Source organism: Gordonia liuliyuniae (assembly GCF_021738805.1).
GTDB lineage: Bacteria > Actinomycetota > Actinomycetes > Mycobacteriales > Mycobacteriaceae > Gordonia > Gordonia liuliyuniae.
On record NZ_JAKKOR010000003.1, the window covers coordinates 132,444 to 154,420 of the forward strand.

Sequence of the window (21,977 nt, forward strand, 5' to 3'; positions counted from 1 at the left end):
GGCAGCCAGGACCGACAGATAGCCGGTAACGACAGACAGGCGGGGAGGAGCTGACATGTTGACGGTGCACCGTGCCGAGCGGGCCGACACTCTGGTGGCGGTGCTGGCCGACGTCCTCACCACCCCGCTGGCCGACCCGATGGCGACCGAGGTGATCGCCGTTCCCGAGCGCGGCGTGGAGAGATGGCTGGGGCAACAGTTGTCGCTGCAGTTGGGGATCGCAGCCAACATCGCGTTCGATTCGCCGTCGTCACTGCTACGGCAGGCGACCGCCGTCCTCGCCGACGACCCCGACGAGGCACAGGCCTGGTACGCCGATCGGCTGAGGTGGCCCGTCCTGCGGGTCCTCGACGAGCACATCGGCGACGAGCGCCTGGCGGTGCTCGCCGCGCACATCGGAGTCACCGGCGACGCCGAGCGAGCGGACCTACGACGCGGCAGACGCTTCTCGACCGCCGCGACCATCGCCGGCCTGTTCGGCGCATACGGCTGGCAGCGGCCATCGATGATCGCCGACTGGGCCGCAGGCCGCGACACGGATGGTGCGGGCGCCGAGCTCGCTCCCCACCTGCGGTGGCAACCGTGGTTCTGGCGCCTGGTCCGAGAACAGGTGGGGCGCCCGCATCCGGCCGAAGACCTGGCCGGACTCACCGAGCGTCTGCGCGAAGACCCGGGCGTCGTCGACTTCCCCGAACGGCTGTCCCTGTTCGGGCCGACTCGCATCCCGCAGACCCTGCACGCGGTGCTGGACGCGCTCGCCGTCCACCGGGACGTGTCGCTGTACCTCCCGCACCCGTCGGACGCGCTGTGGCGCACGATCGCCAAGAGCAGTTCGGGGCAGCAGTCGGCTGGCCCGAATCGGCCGGGCCTGCGGCTCGCACGCGAGTCGCGAGACGGTGCCGCAGCCGGCCACCCTCTGCTCGCCGCGCTCTCCCGAGACGTTCAGGAGATGCAGGAGACACTGGCGCCGTCGATCGGCGACGACGTGCACCACGACGGGAGTCCGCGCCCGGACACCGTGTTGGGCGCGCTGCAGGACGGACTCCGTGACGACCGCCTCGCTCCGATGACGACACCGCCGGACGAGTCGGTCCAAGTGCACGCCTGCCACGGAGCCGAGCGGCAAGTCGAAGTGTTGCGGGACAGTCTGCTGCACCTGTTCGCCGACGATCCGACTCTCGAACCCCGCGACGTGCTCGTTATGTGCCCGGACGTCGAATCGTATGCACCTCTCATCCGCGGCGCGTTCGGTCAGACCGGGATGCACCATCCCGCATACAAGTTGCGCGTCCGACTCGCCGACCGCGGGCTCCGCGAGTCCAATGCGGTCCTCGACGTCGTGGCACGAACCCTCGACCTCGCCGCCGGTCGCGTCCGGTCCGGCGAACTCCTCGACCTCGCGTCCTCGCCGCCGGTGCGGGCACGTTTCGGATTCACCGACGCCGACATCGACTCCCTCGCGAGCTGGATTCGCAGATCCGGTGTCCGGTGGGGGCTCGATTCGACACAGCGCGAACGGTTCGGCCTCGGCGGCTTCCCGCAGGGCACCGTCGCGACCGGCCTGGATCGGATGCTGTTGGGCGTCGTCGCCGAAGAGTCCGAGAACGAGTGGCTGGCCACCGCGCTGCCGCTCGCGGGCATCGACTCCACCGACACCGACCTCGTGGGACGTTTCGCCGAACTGTGCGACCGCCTCGCGACGATCGCCAGCGCTGTCGCCGACCGGCACACCATCGGCGACTGGGCCGACCTGCTGAACGGCGCGGTCGACGCATTGACCGATGTCACCGACGATGGCGAATGGCAGCGCGCCCAAGCGGTCGGGATGATCGGCGACGCGCTCACCGTCGACGACGACGGAGCCGGAACCGAACTCGAACTCGGCGACGTACGCGACCTCATCGCGGGACTGGTGGCGGCCCGGCCGACGAGGTCGAACTTCTGCACCGGCGAGCTCACCGTGTGCTCGATGGTGCCGATGAGATCGGTGCCGCACCGGGTGATCGCCCTGCTCGGCATGGACACCGGCGTCTACCCCCGTCCGGGCGCCCTCGACGGTGACGACGCGCTCGCCGTGCGCCCGCTTGTCGGGGAACGGGACCGGCGGGACGAGGACCGCCAGACCTTCTTGGACGCAATATGCGCAGCCGGTGAGCACCTGCTCGTCTTCTACACGGGCGCCGACCCGTTGACCGGAACCCGACTGCCGCCCGCCGTCGTCGTCAGCGAACTCCTCGACGCCGTCGACGTCGTCGTCGGCCGCGACTCCCGTGGTTCAGACGCGGAGTCGCCGGTGGTGCACCGGCATACACTGCACGCGTTCGACGAGCGGAACTTCGTGGACGTTGACGGCCGCGGACCGCTGAGCTTCGACCCGACGCTCCTGTCGGGTGCCTGCGCGTTACGGGACGCGACCAGATCGGAGCTGCCGGCCCCGGCGCTGCCGCGGGTCTCCGACGCGCGGCCGGGCCCGCCCGCACTCAGCGACGTCGACCTTGACGAACTGATCGCCTTCCTGTCCGCGCCGGTGGAGGGCTTCGCCCGCCAACGCCTCGGGCTCGGCATCCCGGAGGAGGCCGAAGAGTACCCAGACCAACTCGCGGTCTCGCTGGACGGGCTTGAGAAGTGGGGGGTCGGCAACCGGTATCTGCAGGCGCTGCTCGACGGGCGAGACCCCGTCGCGGCACAAGGCGCCGAACTCCGTCGCGGCACTCTGCCGCCGTTCGCGTTCGGCACCGCGGTGTTCGGACCAATCCGCGACAAGGCCCAAGCCGTCGCGACCGCAGCGCACGGCTACCGGTCTGATTCGGCCGACGCCGTCGACGTCCGCGTCGACCTGCCGGGCGGACGACGGCTCTACGGGACGGTCGGCGACGTGTTCGACGGGCGCCTGGTCCCGGTCAGCTATTCGCGGCTCGGCGCCAAACATCGTCTCGCCGCGTGGATCCGGGTGCTGGCGATGGCCGCGTCCGGGGCGGTCGTCGACCCCGAAGCCGTGGTCGTCGGCGGCACGGGCGGCTTCCGCCCGTCCGCCCGCATGAGCAGACTGGCCGCGCCCCGCGACGCGAGCGAGATCCTCGCGGTCCTGGTCGCGATTCGCGACGCCGGTCTGACCGCGCCGATAGGGCTGACGTTGGAGGCCGCCGAGGCCGCGGCGGCCGAGTTCGACAGATCCGGCAACGAGCGACGCGCCATGAACCGCGCGTCGTGGGCGTACCGCTCGTCGTACAGCGATCCGAACCGGTACGCCGGTCTGGTGTTCCACGGCGACCCCGGTGCACATGTGAGCTTCGACGAATTGTGCGTTTCCCTACCGGATCCGTCGGCGTTGAGCAGCGTCGAGCAATGGCTGCCTGGAACGCCTACGACGCCGATGTACGTGCGTTTGGCCGCCGCCGTGTTCGGGCCGCTCCGACGTAACGAGGAGGACCGATGACCGCGCCGACCGCCTTCGACCTACGGGCGCCGCTACCGCGCGGCACCACCGTCCTGGAAGCCAGCGCCGGCACCGGTAAGACGTACGCGATCGTGTCGGTCGCCGTCCGTCACATCGCCGAAGGCGTGCCGGCCTCGAAACTCCTGATGGCGACGTTCTCGAACGCGGCCTCCGCCGAACTCCGCGACCGGATGCGAACCCGGCTCACCGAATGCCTGGCCGCCTTCCCCGCCAGCGGCGAGCGCGCGGACAGCCTGACACTCGAGGACGATCTAGTCGCCTGGCTGTTCGACGCCCCCGACGACGAGGTGGCGGTTCGACGGCGGCGTCTCGTCGCGGCGCTGTCGGACTTCGACGCGGCGACGGTGGCGACGACGCACACCTTCTGCAACCGCATGCTGGCGGCGCTCGGCTTCCTCGGCGGCCGCGAACAGCAGTATCCGATCGTGGAGGACGTCGACGACATCGTCGACGACGTGGCCCGCGACGCCTACCTGGCCCGGTTCGCCGGCGACCCCGACGACGCTCCGGGCTTCGACGAGTCGGTGGAGATCGCGCGCGCCGCGGTCCGGAACGCGAACGCGATCCTCGCGCCCACCCGTGACGACGAGCGGACCGACGAGTCGGACCTGCGTGTGCGGATGGCCGAACACGTACGTCGGCAGACCCAGCGGCGCAAACGCCTCGCGCGGCTCCGCACCTACGACGACCTGCAGAACACGCTGTTCGAGATCGTCACCGACCCGGACATCGGCGAACTCGCGTGCGCGCGCATCCGCGACCACTTCGAGGTCGTCCTGATCGACGAATTCCAGGACACCGACCCACAGCAGTGGGAGATCGTTCGCCGCTGCTTTCACGGGCATCTGCCGTTGGTCCTGGTCGGCGACCCCAAACAGTCGATCTACGCGTTTCGCGGCGCCGAAGTGCTCAGCTATCTGAACGCCGTCGAAACGGCCGAGGACCGTCGTCTCCTGACTGTGAACCGCCGGTCCGACGAGTCGGTCGTCGACGGTCTCGGCGTGTTGTTCGGCGGCGCGACGTTCGGGCACCGCGACATCGCGTTCCACCCGGTGCAGGCGCATCACGCGGGCAGCCGCATCCACGGTGCGCCCGCCGTCCGCATCCGCGGGTTCACGAAGAACCAGTTCACCGACTTCACGAAGGATGGGACCACCCCGCGCGTCGCGCAGGTGCGGGAGAACGTGATCGACGACGTCGCGGCCGACATCGCCGCACTCCTCGCGTCCGACACCACGATCGACGTCGACGGTCGGACACGGCGAGTGGAGCCAGGCGACATCGCGGTGCTGTTGCGCGCCAACCGGACGATCGAGCCGCTGCAACGGAAGCTGTCCGAGCGGGACGTCGCGTCCGTCGTCACCTCGGGCACCTCGGTGTTCGCGACCGACGCGGCGCGCCACTGGTGGCACGTATTGACTGCGATCGACCATCCGGCGCGGCAACCGCGGGTGCGGCTCGCCGCGTTGACCCCCCTCATCGGTCACACCGCCGAGAGCTTGGAATCACAGGGGGACACCGGCATCGGGACCTTGGCAGGCCAGTTCGGCGAACTCGGCCGCGTATTCGTCGACGGCGGGTTCGCGGCGATGGCCGCCCGACTGTTCGACGAGTTCGACACTGCGCAGCGAATCCTCGGGTCCGCAGGCGGCGAACGGCTGCTCACCGACGTCCGGCAGGTCGCCGACGTGTGCAACAGGCGCGTCGCCGACACCGGCAGCGGGCTGTCGTCGATCGTCGACTGGCTCGGCGAGCAGGTCGCGGGCCGCTCTCAATGGTCCGGGCGCGGCGACGCCACCCGACGTCTGGACCGGGACACCGCGGCGGTCCAGATCATGACGGTTCACGCGAGCAAGGGGCTCGAGTTCCCGATCGTCTACGTGCCGTTCGGCTGGGACGGCGCGACCCGCGTCAATCCCGCGACCTTCGTTTACCACGAGGACGACGACGAACGGTATCTCGACGTGGCGGGCAAACAGGCACGCGGGTACGCCCGGCGCGACGGCCGAGCACGGTCCGAGAGCGCGGGCGAGGACCTGCGCCTGCTCTACGTCGCGGCGACCCGTGCGCGTTCCCAGCTCGTGTTGTGGTGGGCGCCGAGCACGACGACGCCGCGCGGCGCGTTGCATCGTCTGTTGTTCACCGTCGGAGAACGACAGATCGCCGCGCGCGACGGCGGGAACTCGCCGATCCCGGACACTGTGTCCGTCCCGGCCGAGGACATCGACTGTGTCGGGGTTCTCCGGCAGGTCGCCGCGGTGGACCGGTCGATCGTCGTCGAGCCAGCGGGCAGGCACGGCGGCGTGCGTGCGCCGCGCGCCGCCGACACGGGGCCGGCGCCCACACTCGCGGTCGCCCGGTTCACCCGACGGATCGACGACGGATGGCGTCGTACCTCGTATTCGGCGATCGTGGCGGCGGCGCACGCGGCGGCCCACCCGGACGCCGGGACCGGCGTGATCGGCACCGGCAGCGAACCGGACGTCGACGAGCGGTCCGACGAGCCCGCAGACGGACCGGATCCCACAGTCGGCGACGCAGACCCGACGGGCAGTGGGACGGATTCGGCGGTCGGCACGCCGTCTCCGATGAACGGGCTCCCGTTCGGCGCTGGTTTCGGCACTCTGGTGCACGAGGTCCTCGAACACGTCGACACCTCGGTAGCCGACATCGATGTACACGTCCACGAACTCACCGTTGCCGGCGCGGCCCGGCGCGGCGTCGACATCGACGTCGATGTGCTGGCCGCGGCACTCGTCGCCGTGTTGACCACCCCGCTCGGTTTCGGGGACCTGTGGAGCATCGGGCCCCGGGACCGTCTCGCCGAGATGGATTTCGAGCTGCCGCTGTCGTCGGTCGACGGCGGTTTCGGCCTCGATGAGGTCGGCGACCTGTTGGCGCGGCACCTGCCCGCCGACGATCTGCTCGCGCCGTACGCGGACCTGGTCCGCACGGTCTCCGGCGACCGCTTCCGCGGCTTCCTCACCGGCAGCATCGATTCGGTCCTGCGGACGCCGGAGGGGCGGTTCGTAGTGGTTGACTACAAGACGAACCGCTTGCGGCCGGGCGATCTCGCCGTCGAAGACTTCGGCCGCGACGCGATGGCGCAGGAGATGATGAGCGCGCACTACCCACTGCAGGCGCTCCTGTACTCGGTCGCATTGCATCGGTATCTGACGAGTCGGCTACCTGGCTACCGTCCGGCCGAACATCTGGGCCCGGTCCAATACCACTTCGTGCGTGGCATGGCCGGGCCATCGACGCCGCCCGGCTGTGGCGTGTTCGAGTGGACGATGTCGCCGGGCCTCGTCGTCGCCATGAGCAAGCTCCTGGCCGGAGAGAAGGAGGATCGGGCATGATCGTCGCCTCCGAGGACGGGATCCTCGCATCGTTCAACGCGGCAGGCGTGCTGACCGCGTCCGACGTTCATGTGGCACGGCGGGTGGCCGCGCTGTCCGGGACGACGGTGGCCGACGACGTGCTGCTCGCGACGGCGTTGGCCGTTCGCGCGGTGCGCACCGGGTCGACGTGCGTTCAGCTCGACCGAATCACCGAGACCATCGCAGACCGCGGCGACGACGAGGCGCGCGCGCTGCCGTGGCCGCCGGTCGACCGGATGGTCCGCGCGCTCGCCGCGTCGGAATTGGTGACGGGTGCCCCGACCGGGCCGTTGCAGCCGCTCGCGCTCGCCGAGTCGGCGGACGGCCCGCTCCTGTACCTGCGCAAGTACTTCCGACAGGAGCAGAGCGTCCGACGGATTCTGGACGCGCGGGCGTCCGGTCGACCCGAGATGGACGCGGCCGCGGTTGGCGGCGCGATCGAAGCGTCCTTCGGTGCCACCGAGGACTCCGGCTACGACCGGCAGCGGGCGGCGGCTGCGCTCGCCGCGACGAGCTGGACGACGGTGCTCGCGGGCGGACCAGGGACCGGAAAGACGTACACCGTCGCGCGGATACTCGCGATGATGGAGACGTTGCTCGGTGACGATGTGCGGATCGGACTCTGCGCGCCGACCGGGCGTGCCGCCGCCCAGCTGCAGACGGTGATCGGCGAGTACAGTCAGACGCACCGCAGGCTGCACAGTGACCCGAAGGCGGTCACGGTCCACCGCCTTCTCGGTTCCCGTCCGGACGGCACGTTCGTGCGCGGGGCGGGCAATCGGCTCCCGTTCGACGTCGTCGTCGTCGACGAGACGTCGATGCTGCCGGTGACCATGATGTGCCGTCTGCTGGAGTCGTTGCGCAGTGACACCCGCCTGATCCTGGTGGGCGACCCGCACCAACTCGTGTCGGTCGAGGCAGGCGCCGTCCTGGCCGATCTCGTCGACCGAGGCGTCGAGGTGACCGAGGCCGCCGAACTGTCCGCAGCGTTCCGGGAGGCGGCGTCGATCGACGACGGAGACTTCACTGACTCCGAGCGGACGGCTCTCGCGCACGGCGTGATCACATTGCGGCGCGGCCACCGGTTCGGCAACCGGATCGGTGACGTCGCCGAAGCCGTCAACGCGGGCGACGCGGACCGCGTGCTCGAACTGGTCGCAGGCGAACGCCGGGCGGGAGACGGCGAGCCGGGAGATGACCCGACGGTGACACTCGTCGACCCGGCCGACATCGACGGAGTGCGGTCGAGTCTCGTCGGTTGGGCGCGTGATCTGCGTGCGGCCGCCAGGACGGGGGACGCGGCGGCCGCGGTCGCCGCGCTGAGGTCGCACCGGGTGCTGTGCGCGCACCGCGACGGTCGGTTCGGGGTGGCCGGCTGGTCGCGGCGGATCCTGGGATGGACGACCGAGGAACTCGGCGGGGTGTCGTCGAATGGGGATTGGTACGCCGGGGAACCGCTGCTGGTGACCGCGAACGACCGTGCACAAGGCGTGTACAACGGCGACTCCGGCGTGGTGATCGCCGATGGCGATTCGCTCGCCGCGGTGTTCGAGCGGGGCGACGATGTGAAGAAGCTTCACCCGAGCCAATTGGGCGACGTCGTTCCGGTGTATGCGATGACGATTCACCGCAGCCAGGGGAGTCAGTTCTCGGAGGTCACCGTCGTCCTGCCGCCCGCGGACGCCGAGCTGCTGACGCGCGAACTGCTCTACACCGCGATCACCCGTGCTCGCGACCGGGTGCGGATCGTCGGCACACCTGACGCACTGCGCGCCGCTGTCGGTCGCCGCGTCGCCCGCGCCAGCGGCCTCCGCACCCAGCTGCGCGAGGTCGGCGCTTAGGCGTTCCCGCCGGACACTAGGCTTCCGGCGCCAGCTCTGCGCCGCCGGGCACGAGGTCGCGACGTGTGTACGCCTCCCGCCCGAGGAACTGGCGTTGCGGTTCGGCGGGCACGGAGGCGAAGTTGCGCATGGAGGCGCTGCGTTTCATCTCCGTCTTGTGGGAGTAGATTGCGCGGATCTTGGCGCCCAGCTGGGATTGGACGTCGAGGACCAGGTCGATGTCGGCGTCGGGGGTTCCGATGATCGGCAGGTGTCGTTCGTCGGGCAGGTAGGGGCGTAGAAGGTTGACGACGGTCACCGGGATCGTTGCGAAGTACAACGACTTCACCTGCCACGGCTGGCCGCTCTCGGGCCGGTAGTGCACGAGCGGCGCGGCATCGGCCGCCGCGCACACGAGTCGGTTGACGTGGATGTGGTCCGGGTGGCCGTAGATGCCGAAGGCGTCGTAGGTGACGAGTATCTGGGGGCGGAGCAGGCGGATCTGTGCGACGAGAAGCGCGACCTGCTCATCGAATGGAACCTCGAGCACCGACGGCGCATCGGGTGCGGACTCGGGAACCATGCTGTCGGCGTACCCGAGGGTGATCGGCGGGCGCGGTAGACCGAGTTCGCGTGCCGCGTCGAGCAGCTCGCGGTGACGGTGGGTTCCCGGAGCCCATGTGGCGGTGACCAGGTCGGCGTCGCCTCCGCGCGCAATGTGCGCGGCTATCGCACCACCGGTCCACAGTGACTCGTCGTCGGGGTGGGCGTGGACGAACACTGCGCGGACTATGTCGGACACGGCGTCCATCGTACGCGCAGGTCGAAGGTAAACTCGGATCTGCCGATCGGCGGTACTGGCCCCATTTCGGGCCGAGAGAGGAGAACAGCGTTGTCGTCACAGGTACACGAGTTTCAGGCGGAGGCACGCCAACTGCTCGACCTGATGGTCCATTCGATCTATTCGAACAAAGACAGCTTCCTGCGGGAGCTGATCTCGAACGCGTCGGACGCGCTCGACAAACTGCGAATCGAGGGGTTGACCGACAAGGACCTCGGTGCTGATATCTCCGACCTTCACATCCGATTGACGCCGGACGCGCAGGCGCGCACGCTGACGATTTCCGACAACGGTATCGGCATGTCGCGCGACGAGGTGATCGACCTCATCGGCACGGTCGCCAAGTCGGGGACGGCGGAACTGCGCCGTACCCTCGCCGAAGCTGACAAGGCGGCGTCGGAGGAACTCATCGGACAGTTCGGCGTCGGTTTCTACTCGACGTTCATGGTCGCCGACGAAGTCACCCTGGTGACGCGTAAGGCCGGCGAGAGCGTCGGCACCCGCTGGTCGTCGACCGGCGACGGCACCTACACGATCGACGACGTCGACGACGCTCCGCAGGGGACGAGCATCACCCTCGCGTTGAGCCCGGTCGACGAGGAGAACGCGGTCAACGACTACACCGATCGCTTCGTGCTGCGGCAGCTGGTGAAGAAGTACTCGGACTTCATCGCGTGGCCGATCCGGATGCTGAGCGAGCCGACCGAGCCGACCGAGCCGACTGACGGCGACGACACGCCGGAACCGGCCGAGCCCGTCGACGAGACGTTGAACTCGCAGAAGGCGCTGTGGTCCAAGAGTAAGAGTGAGGTCAGCGACGAGGAGTACGCCGACTTCTACCGGCACGTCTCGCACGCGTGGGACGAACCGCTCGAGACGATCTCCCTGCACGCCGAAGGCACCTTCGAATATCAAGCGCTGCTGTTCATTCCGACGCAGGCACCGTTCGACCTGTTCATGCGCGAACGGTCCAGCGGCATCCACCTGTACGTCAAGCGCGTGTTCATCATGGACGACGCAGACGAACTGATGCCCGAGTACCTGCGGTGGGTGCAGGGCGTGGTGGACGCCGCTGACCTGTCGTTGAACGTGTCTCGTGAGATTCTGCAGCAGGACAGGCAGATCCGCGCCATCCGTCGTCGCCTCGTCAAGAAGGTCATCTCCACCGTCCAGGAGATCGCCGACACCCGGCCCGACGATTACAAGACGTTCTGGGAGAACTTCGGCCGCGCCTTCAAGGAAGGCCTGGTCAACGACGCCGACAACGCGCAGGCGATCCTCAAGGCGTCGATGTTCGCGTCGACGCAGTCAGAAACCGAGCAGACGCGCCTCGCCGACTACGTGACCCGGATGGCCGACGGCCAGGACGTCATCTACTACATGACCGGCGAGTCGCGCACTCAGATCGAGTCGAGCCCCCACCTGGAAGCGTTCCGCGCCAAGGGGATCGAGGTGCTGCTCCTGTCCGACCCGGTGGACGAGGTGTGGGTCGGGGCCGTCGGCGAGTTCGACGGCACGAAGCTGGTGTCGGTCGCGAAGGGCGTCGTCGATCTGGAAGGCGATGACGCCGACAAGATCGACGACGCGCAGAACGAGGAGTTCAAACCGCTGCTCGACTGGTTGGGCGAGTCTCTCGCCGACGAGGTCTCGTCGGTGCGGCTCACGTCTCGCCTGACCGACTCGGCCGCCTGCCTCGTCGGGGACGAGTTCTCGATGACGCCGCAGTTGGAGAAGCTCTACCGTGCGTCCGGCCAGCCGGTCCCGCACAGTAAGCGAATTCTGGAGTTGAATCCGAATCATGCGCTGGTCACGCGTCTGCTCGAGAAGGCGGCCGCGTCGGAGGAACGGGCGGGCCTCGATTCGGCCGCGTCGCTCGTCTATGCCTCGGCGGTGTTGGCCGAGGGCGGCGAGCTGCAGGATCCGGCGTCAGTCGCTCGGCTGATCGCCGATCAACTCACCGAGTCGTTGGGCTGACATCGTGGGATTGCTGACACCGCTCGCCATCAAGATCGGGTCCATCTCGTGGATGCCGAAGCTTCTGCCGACCATCGTGAAGACGGACGGACTGATCCAGAAGGCGAGCGGTGGACGCCGCGATCTGTTGTGGATCGCGGGGCTCCCGAGCGTGACGATGACGGTCGTCGGGCGCAAGAGTGGTGCACCGCGGACCACCACGTTGCTGGCGGTTCCGGAGGGCGACGACTGGCTGATTGCCGGCTCGTACTTCGGTGGCCCGAAGGCCCCCGCCTGGGTGTACAACGTGCGGGGCGCGGGCTCGGTCACGATCGACGGCCGGGAGTTCGCCGCCGTCGAGCTCAGCGGCGACGCCCGCGCCGACGCGTGGGAGACTCTGCGGTCGGTGTGGCCGAACTTCGACCTGTACGAGCAGCGCACCGCCCGCGTCATCCCTGTCTTCCGGCTGTCGCCGGGCTGAGCCCCGGAGCGTCACCGGGGCCGTGGTGGGGTTGCGCCCAGGGCACGAGTTTGTGCTCAGGTCCGGGGCCTCGGCACAATCCGATGCCCTGGGCACAAACTCGCGCCCAGGGCACAGGCGGGTTCGGCAGCTCGCGCTTATTCGCCCTTGAACTGCGGCGGACGCTTCTCGAACACCGAGGTGATGGCTTCGGTGAGGTCGTTGCTCGGTAAAAATGCGGCGTTCCACGCGGCGACGTAGCGGAGACTGTCGTCGACTGCGGCGCTACGCGAATGGTCGAGCACGTCCATGACGCCCTGGACGACGAGCGGCGGGTTGGCGGCGATCTCGGCGGCGATCTGTCGGGCCGCGGCGAGCACCGCGTCCTGGTCGTCGTAGACGTCGTTGACCAAGCCGATCTTCTCGGCGCGTGCGGCGTCGATGTCCTTACCGGTCAGGGCGAGCTCGCGCATGTGGCCGTCGCCGATGATCCGCGGCAGACGAGCCAGCGAGCCCATGTCGGCGACGATTGCAACGCGGACCTCACGCACGCTGAACTTGGCGTCGGCACTCGCCACTCGAATGTCGGCGGCCGTGATCAAGTCGACGCCGCCGCCGATGCACCATCCGGAGATCGCGGCGACGACAGGCTTGCGACAGTCGGCGACCGCGTTGATGCCGGTCTGCATGCGCTTGATCATGTTGTGGAAGTCAGTGCGGGGACCGGCCTTTGCGTCGGGTCCCAGAACGGGGCCGAAGTCGCCGCTCATCGCGGGCAGGTCCAGCCCGAACGAGAAGTGCTTGCCCGATCCGGTGACGACGACGGACCGCACGTCCGGGTCGGAGTCGATGCCGTTGAACAGCGGGACGAGTTCAGACCAGAAGTCCGGGCCCATGGCGTTGCCCTTGTTGGGTCCGATCAACGTCACCTCGGCGACGTGGTCGGCGACGGCCACGTCGAAGGCCTGATACTGGTCGCTGTCGCGGTAATCGGTTGCGCTCACTTCGTTGCTCATTCCTCGTATGTTACTCGCTAGTAGATGTCATGCCTCGTCAGCTCGCTCCGATAGCTCAGTCGCGAGACAGGCGGGGAAGCAGACGGTCGGTGTCTGCGTCGGTCCAACCGTCCGGTTGCAGGATCTTCGTCCACGCCTTCGGGATCGCGGCGAGGTAATTGTGACCGTGGCCGTCTGGGACGTCGACGGACACGGCCATGTCCGCGGCCACCTGTAGGAACGTGACGAACGGAATCCACCGGGTGGCGGCCAGGACGTCGGGGCCGCGCTGTTCGTCGAGCCAGTCCGGTTCGGACAGGATCAGATCCGGGGACCACCACGAGATCGGGTCGGACGCGTGCTGCAGATACACGATGCGGGGGCTCGCCCACGGCAGGCCCGCAGGCTCGTCGAGATCGGATGCGTCGGAGATGAAACGAACTCGTTCGCCGTCGTCGACCACCGGGAGGTACTCCGGCGAGCCGTCGTCACGATCGTCCGTCGTGTCCCGCCACAAGGTGTTGCTGAACGTTGGCCCGGTCAGAAGGACGCCGTCGGTGCGAGCAGCCATCGTCGGTATGGAACCGAACGGCGACTCGCCTGCGAACGATCCGAGGCTCTCGCCGAACACGACGACCTTGGGGCGCTCTGCTTCGGGAAGTCGGCGCACCACCTCGTCGACCGCTTCGAAGAGGGCGCGGCCTGCTTCTCGCGCGCGCTCCTGATCTACCAGGAACGACAACCAACTCGGCAACGTCGAATACTGCATCGAGACCATGGCGGTGTCGCCGTTGTACATGTATTCGAGTGAGTCCGGATTCGCTCGGTTGATCCACCCGGTCCCGGTCGTGGACGCGACACCGATCACCTTCCGGTCGAGCCCGCCGGCCCGCACCAGTTCCCGCGCGGCCAGGTCGGCGGCCGCGGTGATGTCGCGCGCCGACTCGATTCCGGAGTAGACGCGTATCGGCTCTTCGGCCGGGGAGCCGTTGAACTCGCTGATCTCCTCCCTGGACGGCCCCGTGGAGACGAACGCCCGCCCCATCCTGCCGAGACTCTCCCAACTCGCCAGCGACTCGGGACTGCCCGACCGCAGCGGTGACGTCGGCGGCTCCGAATCGGGGGTCGACTCCTCGTTGACGGCGGCGAACGTCGAATTGAGCAATTGCATGGTGTTCTTGGCGACGACGTCGTTGACGAACACCATGCTGAGCACCACGACCACGGCGACGGACACTGCCGCCGAGATCCGCGGCGGCACATGCCTGCTCAAGCGTCGCGTCAACATGCGGACCAGCGCGCCCCACGCCTGACCGACCGCGATCAGAAGCGCGAACGCCACCAGTGCGATCACCAGGATCTGCGGATATGCTCCCCACGACAGGCGCGCCACACCCATCAGATCGCGGAGTTCGTCCTGCCACCGGGCGTACCAGTAGAGCATCACCGCGGTCCCGATCGCAGCGATCGCGCCGAGTGCGACCCACGCGATGCGGCGCGGCCGCGGCCACGGTTCCGTGCGCGAGACGAGGTAGCGCGCCAGCCAGGCGAAGAACACACCGATCATGTATCCGACGGCGGCAGCGCCCGCACTCACGACACCTTGGAACAACGGTCCGCGCGGCAGAAGAGACGGCGTGGCCGACAGCCACAGGAAGACGGTCGCAATCACCGCCCCGGTGAACGACAGGCGCGACCCGTACGTCACTGCCCACCGTGCGACTCGGGACCGCCCGGCTCCGGCCTCGACTGTGTCTGTCTCGCCTGGACCCGCCTCGATAGGATCGGGGCCGTCCGGTACAGCCTGGGTGTCAACGGGCACGTCGCCTCCTGTGAGTGTGCGGGTGAGCACGCTGGTCATACGGTACGAGGGTCATAACGCTACGGGGAGCGGAGACAGAACGGGCACTTCAGGTCACAAGCAGTGTGCAACCATGGGGCCGTGAGCAATTCGAACGATCCGATCGGCGTGTCCGACGTCCGCCTGGGGATCCCCGTCGCCGACCAGCGGGCCTCGACGCGCGCCTACCAGATCCTGCTCGGTGCTCCGGTATCCGATGGTGAATGGGCGGCGGCGAACGGAACTGTCCTCCTGCGCGACGCCGACGCGGATCTGTCGATCGACTTCGTCGTCGCCGACGAGGCCCGGGCACGGGCGGAACTCGCACGCCGGGGTCTGTCGCCCACTGGAGAGGTGTCGATCGGGGTCACCGAATTGACTCGACCGCGACCGGATGGCCCGGTGCTCGATCACATCGTTCTCACCCACCGCGACGAGGACGCCGCGATCGCGTTGTACGCGGGCCGGTTCGGGATGAGCCTGCGGCGTGTCCGTCCGCTCGGAGACGAATTGGTGCAACTCTTCTTCCGGACGTCGACGCTCGTCGTCGAAGTGGTCGCCGGGCCGGCGATGGCTGAGCGCGAGCTTTTCGGCGGCATCGCATGGCTGACCGACGACATCGACGCCGAGCAGGAGCGACTCGTCGAAGCAGGGCTGGACACCAGCGAGGTGCGGGTCGGCCGCAAACCCGGGACTCGCGTCTGCACCGTCCGCGAACGAGTCCTGGGAACGCCGACACTGCTCATCGAGCAGTCACCGAGGTCCGACGATCCGTCATGACCGCGATGTTCCCCCTCGGGTCGGTGCTGCTGCCGGGTGAGCAGCTGCCGCTGCGCGTGTTCGAACCGCGATACGCGACGATGTTCGACGAGGTGCTCGCCGGTGACTCGACGTTCGGCGTCGTGCTCATCGAACGCGGCTCCGAAGTGGGCGGGGGCGACACCCGGTCCGCCGTGGGGACGCTCGCCCGCGTGGACGACTGGACACCGACCGGCCCCCGCCGACACTCGTTGCTCTGTGTCGGCGTCCACCGGATCGTCGTCGACGAATGGCTGCCGGACAAGCCGTATCCGAACGCACGGACACGGCGGCTCCCCGACACGCCCGGCGAGGACCCAGACTGGACGGCGCTCATGGAGAGGCGAGCGCAGCTGCAACTGCTGTGCGGCCAGGGCGGCCGTCGCGATCGCGACCTCCGGCGGACCGCGTCGTGGCTCGCCGAGCCCGTCGACTACTCCGGGCTCGACTCGACGGAGGCGAGCTTCCGGGCGACCTCGGACCTGCCGCTCGGGGCCGCCGATCGGCAACGCGCACTGACCGCGCCCGACGCCGCGTCACGAGTCGACGACCTCGTCTCGGCTGTCGACGATCTGATCGCCGCACTCCGATTCCGACTCCAGGCCTGAACCCTCATCGGCCGCTATCCTCGGCGGCATGAGCAATATCGAGAGTCGGCCCCAAGAGATCAGCTGCTCGGGAACAGCGTCGGCAGGGGTCGAGGTGGTGACCCCGCGTGAGGTGCCGCTCGGCGGCATCCGCGCGATGCTCGTCCGACGCACTTTGCCCACTCGCGATCGTTCGATGGTCGGCGCGTGGTGCTTCGCCGACCACTACGGCCCCGAGCCGGTGTCGACCAGCGGTGGGATGCGTGTGCTGCCGCATCCGCACACCGGTCTGCAGACCGTGAGCTGGCTGTTCGAGGGCGAGATCGAGCACCGCGACAGCGCAGGCGTCAACGCGATGGTCCGCCCGGGCGAGATCAACCTGATGTCCGCGGGCCACGGCATCAGCCACTCCGAGGTGTCGACCCACTCCACCGACATCCTCCACGGTCTGCAGTTGTGGCTCGCGCTGCCCGACGACGTACGCGACGAACCGAACGGATTCCAGCATCACGTACCCGACACGACGACGTTGACGGCCGCCGACGGTACGACCGTCGGAAGCATGCGGGTGTTCATCGGGGAGCTCGCGGGCTCGCGGTCTCCGGTTGTCACCGCGACGCCGCTCCTCGGCGCCGAGATCCTCCTGGAGCCTCGCGCGAAGGCAGACCTGGCGGTGGATCCGACATTCGAACACGGCGCGATCCTGGACACCGAACGGCTCGTCGTCGCCGGCGTCGAGATCTCACACGGAAGCCTTGCCTACGTCGGACCCGGATCGTCGACGTTGACGCTGGAGAATCCAACGGACGTCCCGGCTCGCCTCGTTCTGCTCGGTGGAACCCCGTTCGGCGAGGACATCGTCATGTGGTGGAACTTCGTCGGCCGCGACCACGACGAGATCGTCGCCTACCGCACGGAATGGGAGAGCGGCGCACAGCGTTTCGGATCAGTGGGTGGCTGGGAACCCGATGACCGGATTCCCGCACCGCCGCTCCCCACCAGTCGGCTGAAGCCGAGAAGGAGACCACGCCATGAGTGAGACCACTGAGCAGGTCGCAGTCGCCCGGAACGATGAGGCCGGGCGATACGAGATCACCGTCGACGGGAAGCTCGCTGGCTTCACCGAGTTTGTCGACCGTGACCGGCAGCGCATCTTTCCACACACTGAGTTGGACGACGAGTTCTCCGGCCGCGGTCTGAGCTCGACTCTGGTACGCGACGCACTGGCCGATACTCGTGCCGCGGGGCAGCGCGTAGTCGCCGTGTGCCCGCTCGTCGCGCACTATGTGGACAAGCACGCCGACGAGGTGGGCGATATCGTCGACAAACCGACTCCCGAGATCTTCGCGTTCCTGAAGTCTCGGTAGGTCACGGACGCGCCGTCACCGTGGGCGCACGTTGTATTCGCTCATGATCGACACCCGGTTGAATGCGTTCATGGTGATCGACGCCCAGGTGACGGCCGCGATCTGCGCCGCATCCAGGATGTCCGCGGCGCGCTCGTAGGCGCAGTTCGCATCGCCGGGACCAGGGAGTTCGGTCACCGTCTCCGCCAGTTCGAGAGCTGCCCTCGTCTGATCGTCGTACAGGTACGGTGCTTCGCGCCAGGCGGGAAGCACAGCGATCTGCTGTTCGGTGACTCCGGCCGTGATCGCGTCCTCGTGGTGGAGGCTGAGGCAGAAGGCGCACCCGTTGAGCTGAGAGCATCGCAGGTTGACGAGTTCGACAACGCGTCGATCGAGTCCGGCGGCGGCCGCGGCCGCGGCGACCGCGACGGACGTGGCGACGAACTGTTTGTAGATGTCGGGATTCTGCTTGTCGAGCTTCACACGGGGAGTCGGCATGCGTTCAGGGTAGTGCGTTCAACCCGTCGTACGTCTCGTGCGCATCGGGCCTGTCCCTCATCCTGGTGATCGCGTTGCACAACGGTCGCACCACGACCGTTGTGCAACGCGATTCTCGTCCGGGACCCGCCAGGGGGGCAGGAACGACCGGAAAAAACATCGTCGAGCGACTTGTTGACGTCCGACGACTCGCCGAGGTTGGCCAGCATCGAGGCGACGTCGATGCCGGTGGTCGAACGGATCACCTCGAGCGTGCTCGCGACGCCGGTGCCGGCACTCTGGGTCAGCGGGCTGACGGAATCGCCGACCAGCGTGATGTTGGAGTCGGCCAGCGGCTGCGACGCAGCGCTGACGATCTCGGGCAGCTTGTTCAGGACGAGTTCGAGCTGACCGACCTTGTCGAGTTTGCCGAGCGCGTCGGCGCGCTTCTCCAGGGCCTCCGCTTCGGCTTCACCGGTGATGCGGATGCCTGCCGCGTTCGCTTCGGCCTCCGCGGTGATTTCGGCCTTGCGGGCCTCGGCGCGCTGTTGCGCGGCGTACAGGTCGGCTTCGGCGGGGCGACGGACCTCGGCGTCGAGCTGGGTGTCGCGCAGGCGTGCGCTCTGCTCAGCGACCTCGTTATCCTTCTCCACCTGGATGCGGCGACGCTCGGCTTCGACGAGCGGACGTACGGCGTCGGCTTCGGCCGCAGCGCGGTCGGTGGCCTGACGTGCGGCTTCACGTTGGATGTCGAGTTCGCGCTGCTGCTCGATGATCGCCTGCTCGTTGGCGATGCGGCTCTGCTCGGCCACCCGGTGCGCCTCAGCGCGCGACTGCGCGGCGATGGCGGCCTGATCGGACCTCTCCTTGGCGGCAAGGTCGCTGAAGTACTGGCCGTCCGAGTCCTGAACGTCGTTGATGGAGAAACTGTCCAAGAGCAGGCCCTGGTTCCCAAGGATCTCCTTGATCGACTGCGCGACCTGGTCGACGAGCTGCTGACGGTCGACGAGGATGCTCTTGGCGGTCATCGTGCCGACGATGGAACGGAGTTCACCGGACAGCTGTTCGGTGACGAGAGTCTTCACGCGGTTCAGGTCGTCGCCGAAACGCGGACCGGCCTTGAGGATGTCCTCCGGGGTGTCGCCGACCTTGACCACGGCGACGCCGCGGACCTTCAACTCGATGCCGTCGTTGGCGGGCGTCGACGTGTCGAGATCGGCTTTGATCGACGACAGCTGGACACGCGTCGCGCGCTGTACGACGGGCAGGACGAACGTACCGGTCCCGCGGTACACCTTGCCCTGGTGGCCCTTGCCGGTGCCGGTGACGATGAAGGCTTCCTCGGCTCCGGGCACGCGGTAGCGCGACAAGAGCAGGAGCACGACGAGGACGAGTAGGACGGCGACGACGGCTACAGCCGTGATAATCGCGGTCATAGGTGTTCATTCCCTTCGGGGTGGGTGGTCTCGCCGAACGTTATCGACGAGACGTGGAAACTCTCGCGCCCATCGATCTTGTCGACGATGACCGCGTGTTCGTTGTGGGCGAGTGATTCATCGGACGTGACGGTGATCTGTCGCGCGCCCAACGGGGTCCTGACCTCGGCGGTGCCGAACCGGCCCTGCACGACGGGTTCGACGATGCGGACCGTCGACCCGACAAGGTCGTAGGACGGCAGTTCCTCCTCGGAACCGACGAGATAGCCGAGGAGCGCGAATGCCACCAGGCCCAGCAGGATGCCGACGACCGCACCGGACAGCAACGCGAGAGGCGTGCTGGTGATGTCGAAGACGATGAGTCCACCGGACAGCAGACCGAAGCCGGTCAGGAACGGGGTCGCGACGGATACCAGTCCGGCGCCCGAGTCGCCGAGATGGATATCGAATGAACCGAACTCGAAGCCGATCAGCGAAAGGAGAGTCAGGAACAGGCCGACGAGGCCTATGGCGAGAAGAACGATTCCGAGCACTGGCACCCCGTTTCTGCAGTGTTTGGCGTGATTCCATTCTGTCACACGGGGTGAACGACGCCATTCGGGCGTTCGCCGTCCACTCCGGCTCTGACACCAACAATAGTGCCATTGACAACTGGCACGATTGGTGGTGACATTCAGGCATGGTTGAAACGCGGACCGCACAGCGAGTCCCCACGACAGCGTCCACGCGGTCGCGGCTGGCCGCAGTCGCCACCAGATACGGCGTCGGAACGTTCACCGGACATCTCCGCACCGACGCCGCCGGGGTCCGCCTGTCGCGCCGGACGATCGCCGCGCTCATGCGAGCGTTCGGATCCACGCCGTCGGGCACGACCGTCGAGAAGATCGACGAGCGCACTCGGCCAGACGACGGACCCGTGCGCGGGGAGTGGGTGTACGGCCCCGGCGCCGATCGCGCGTCCAGACGCGTCATCTATTTCCTGCACGGCAGCGCCTACATGATGTGCTCACCGTCGACGCACCGGAGCTTCGCGGCGCGGCTGTCGGCGATCACCGGGCTGCCCGTATTCGTGCTCGACTATCGGCTCGCCCCCGAGTTCCGCTTCCCGGCTGCGGCCGACGACGTCGACGCGGGGTGGGACTGGTTGGTCGGCCACGGGTACGAACCGTCGGACATCGTCGTCGCAGGCGACTCGGCCGGCGGCCACCTCGCCTCGACGTTCATCTTGAATCGTGCTGCCGCGCAGCAGACGCTGCCTGCAGGCGTCGTTCTGTTCTCCCCGGTCATCGACCTGACCTTCGGGCTCGCCGCGCAGCGCGAACGTGTCCGCCGCGATCCGATGATCACCGCGGCCAATGCGCGCGGCCTCGTCGAGTTGTACACGGTCGGTGCAGACATGAGCGACCCTCGGCTGACTCTCGACTACGCCGGTGCGGCCGACTGTCCACCGGTGCTCGTGCAGGCAGGCGGCGCGGAGATGTTGCAGGCCGACGCACGGCACTTCGCCTCCTGTTTCGCCGCACAGGGCGGCGAGGTCACCACCGAGATATGGCCCGGACAGATGCACGTGTTCCAGGCGCTGCCGCGGCTGGGGCCCGAACCCGACGCGGCACTCCTCCGAGTGCGCGACTTCATCACCGACGCACTGGATTCGCGTCGTACCGTTCAAGGAGCGACATCATGACCGCCATCGACTCACTGCTGGCCGGCCTCGTCCGAAACCGACGCAGCCACGGCGCGAACGCCGTGGTGACCGGCGCGGGCAGCGGTATCGGACGAGCCTTCGCCCTCGAACTCGCAGCCCGGGGCGGTCACGTCGTCTGCGCGGACATCGACCCGGACCGTGCCAGCGAGACCGTCCGCCTGATCACCGCTGCCGGCGGTCGTGCCCTCGCACAGGTCTGCGACGTGTCGGTGCACGACGACGTCGTCAAGCTCGCCGATGTCGCACGACGCGAGTTCGACGGCCCGCCGACCCTCGTCATCAACAACGCGGGCGTCGGCATCGGCGGCCTGCCGGTTGGCGAGATCGGCATGGACGACTGGAACTGGGCGCTCGGCATCAACCTGTGGGGGGTGGTCCACGGGTGCGAGACGTTCGCCCCTCTCGTCCGCAGCGCGGGTCGCGGCGGGATCATCAATGTGGCGTCGGCCGCCGGTTTCGCGGCCGCCCCCACGATGGGGCCGTACAACGTCGGCAAGGCAGGCGTCATGTCGGTGTCGGAGACACTGTCGGCGGAGATGAGCGGTACCGGAGTCGCCATCACCGTGCTGTGTCCGACGTTCGTCAAGACCCACGTCGCCCGCGACGGCCGGATCACCGACAACGGCCGAGGGCTGGCCGGCTGGCTCATGGAGAAGACCGGGCATTCCCCGGAGAGCGTCGCAGCGGCCACGCTCGACGCCAACGACCTCGGCAGGCTCTACGTGGTGCCGCAGGTCGACGCCACCGTGATCTGGCACCTCAAACGCCACTTCCCGACGCCCTACACCTGGGGCGCCGGGCTGCTGAACCGGCTGCTGCCCGAAGAGCAGCACACCGACACGTCGTCGCAACCGGACACCGCACACGCAGACCAGCACTGAC

General features: G+C 68.2%; 17 protein-coding genes. 11 read left to right on the plus strand and 6 right to left on the minus strand.

The window, feature by feature from the left end; all coding sequences use genetic code 11:
- Nucleotides 1-55 precede the first annotated feature (55 nt).
- From recC to recD, 3 genes are read left to right on the plus strand one after another with little or no spacing between them, the layout of a single operon-like run.
- Nucleotides 56-3,436, plus strand: a complete 3,381-nt coding sequence (gene recC, locus L5G33_RS04610) for an exodeoxyribonuclease V subunit gamma (protein ID WP_236996980.1) — start codon at nt 56-58, stop codon at nt 3,434-3,436.
- Nucleotides 3,433-6,816, plus strand: coding sequence for a UvrD-helicase domain-containing protein (locus tag L5G33_RS04615; protein ID WP_236996981.1), 3,384 nt, complete (start codon nt 3,433-3,435; stop codon nt 6,814-6,816). Before recC ends, L5G33_RS04615 begins: the two co-directional genes overlap by 4 nt.
- On the plus strand, nt 6,813-8,678 hold the full coding sequence (gene recD, locus L5G33_RS04620) for an exodeoxyribonuclease V subunit alpha (RefSeq protein ID WP_236996982.1): 1,866 nt from the start codon (nt 6,813-6,815) through the stop codon (nt 8,676-8,678). Before L5G33_RS04615 ends, recD begins: the two co-directional genes overlap by 4 nt.
- A gap of 16 nt (nt 8,679-8,694) precedes the next feature.
- Here recD and L5G33_RS04625 read toward each other — a convergent pair whose 3' ends face one another.
- Nucleotides 8,695-9,468 carry a PIG-L family deacetylase gene (locus L5G33_RS04625; RefSeq protein ID WP_236996983.1) on the minus strand — a complete coding sequence of 258 codons (774 nt, stop codon included), beginning with the start codon at nt 9,466-9,468 and terminating at the stop codon, nt 8,695-8,697.
- Between the two features lie 81 nt (nt 9,469-9,549).
- Between L5G33_RS04625 and htpG the strand changes: the two genes are divergently transcribed.
- Together htpG and L5G33_RS04635 are read left to right on the plus strand one after the other, a co-directional pair.
- The gene (htpG, locus tag L5G33_RS04630; protein ID WP_265742511.1) at nt 9,550-11,472 is read left to right on the plus strand and encodes a molecular chaperone HtpG; all 1,923 of its coding nucleotides are present in this window, start codon (nt 9,550-9,552) and stop codon (nt 11,470-11,472) included.
- 4 nt (nt 11,473-11,476) lie between these two features.
- On the plus strand, nt 11,477-11,932 hold the full coding sequence (locus L5G33_RS04635) for a nitroreductase family deazaflavin-dependent oxidoreductase (RefSeq protein WP_236996984.1): 456 nt from the start codon (nt 11,477-11,479) through the stop codon (nt 11,930-11,932).
- Between the two features lie 137 nt (nt 11,933-12,069).
- Here L5G33_RS04635 and L5G33_RS04640 read toward each other — a convergent pair whose 3' ends face one another.
- Both L5G33_RS04640 and L5G33_RS04645 read right to left on the minus strand, forming a co-directional pair.
- Nucleotides 12,070-12,927 carry a crotonase/enoyl-CoA hydratase family protein gene (locus tag L5G33_RS04640; RefSeq protein WP_236996985.1) on the minus strand — a complete coding sequence of 286 codons (858 nt, stop codon included), beginning with the start codon at nt 12,925-12,927 and terminating at the stop codon, nt 12,070-12,072.
- Nucleotides 12,928-12,982: 55 nt separating this feature from the next.
- On the minus strand, nt 12,983-14,767 hold the full coding sequence (locus tag L5G33_RS04645) for an alpha/beta hydrolase (RefSeq protein ID WP_236996986.1): 1,785 nt from the start codon (nt 14,765-14,767) through the stop codon (nt 12,983-12,985).
- 81 nt (nt 14,768-14,848) lie between these two features.
- On the opposite strand from L5G33_RS04645, the gene L5G33_RS04650 reads away from it, so the two are divergent.
- Genes L5G33_RS04650 through L5G33_RS04665 form a run of 4 tightly spaced genes read left to right on the plus strand, consistent with a single transcriptional unit; the run spans nt 14,849 to nt 17,498 of the window.
- The gene (locus L5G33_RS04650; RefSeq protein WP_236996987.1) at nt 14,849-15,526 is read left to right on the plus strand and encodes a VOC family protein; all 678 of its coding nucleotides are present in this window, start codon (nt 14,849-14,851) and stop codon (nt 15,524-15,526) included.
- Nucleotides 15,523-16,152: an LON peptidase substrate-binding domain-containing protein gene (locus L5G33_RS04655; RefSeq protein ID WP_236996988.1), complete on the plus strand. Its 630-nt coding sequence runs from the start codon at nt 15,523-15,525 to the stop codon at nt 16,150-16,152. Before L5G33_RS04650 ends, L5G33_RS04655 begins: the two co-directional genes overlap by 4 nt.
- Nucleotides 16,153-16,180: 28 nt before the next feature.
- The gene (locus L5G33_RS04660; protein ID WP_236996989.1) at nt 16,181-17,170 is read left to right on the plus strand and encodes a pirin family protein; all 990 of its coding nucleotides are present in this window, start codon (nt 16,181-16,183) and stop codon (nt 17,168-17,170) included.
- Nucleotides 17,163-17,498: a GNAT family N-acetyltransferase gene (locus L5G33_RS04665; RefSeq protein ID WP_236996990.1), complete on the plus strand. Its 336-nt coding sequence runs from the start codon at nt 17,163-17,165 to the stop codon at nt 17,496-17,498. The genes L5G33_RS04660 and L5G33_RS04665 overlap by 8 nt, the downstream gene beginning before the upstream one ends.
- A 15-nt stretch (nt 17,499-17,513) precedes the next feature.
- On the opposite strand, the gene L5G33_RS04670 is transcribed toward L5G33_RS04665, so the two are convergent.
- Genes L5G33_RS04670 through L5G33_RS04680 form a run of 3 tightly spaced genes read right to left on the minus strand, consistent with a single transcriptional unit; the run spans nt 17,514 to nt 19,923 of the window.
- On the minus strand, nt 17,514-17,975 hold the full coding sequence (locus L5G33_RS04670) for a carboxymuconolactone decarboxylase family protein (RefSeq protein WP_236996991.1): 462 nt from the start codon (nt 17,973-17,975) through the stop codon (nt 17,514-17,516).
- Nucleotides 17,957-19,390, minus strand: a complete 1,434-nt coding sequence (locus L5G33_RS04675; RefSeq protein WP_236996992.1) for a flotillin family protein — start codon at nt 19,388-19,390, stop codon at nt 17,957-17,959. Before L5G33_RS04675 ends, L5G33_RS04670 begins: the two co-directional genes overlap by 19 nt.
- Nucleotides 19,387-19,923: a hypothetical protein gene (locus tag L5G33_RS04680; protein WP_236996993.1), complete on the minus strand. Its 537-nt coding sequence runs from the start codon at nt 19,921-19,923 to the stop codon at nt 19,387-19,389. Before L5G33_RS04680 ends, L5G33_RS04675 begins: the two co-directional genes overlap by 4 nt.
- A gap of 146 nt (nt 19,924-20,069) precedes the next feature.
- On the opposite strand from L5G33_RS04680, the gene L5G33_RS04685 reads away from it, so the two are divergent.
- On the plus strand, nt 20,070-21,074 hold the full coding sequence (locus L5G33_RS04685) for an alpha/beta hydrolase (RefSeq protein WP_236996994.1): 1,005 nt from the start codon (nt 20,070-20,072) through the stop codon (nt 21,072-21,074).
- The gene (locus L5G33_RS04690) at nt 21,071-21,976 is read left to right on the plus strand and encodes an SDR family NAD(P)-dependent oxidoreductase (protein ID WP_236996995.1); all 906 of its coding nucleotides are present in this window, start codon (nt 21,071-21,073) and stop codon (nt 21,974-21,976) included. Before L5G33_RS04685 ends, L5G33_RS04690 begins: the two co-directional genes overlap by 4 nt.
- The last annotated feature ends 1 nt before the right edge of the window (nt 21,977 follow it).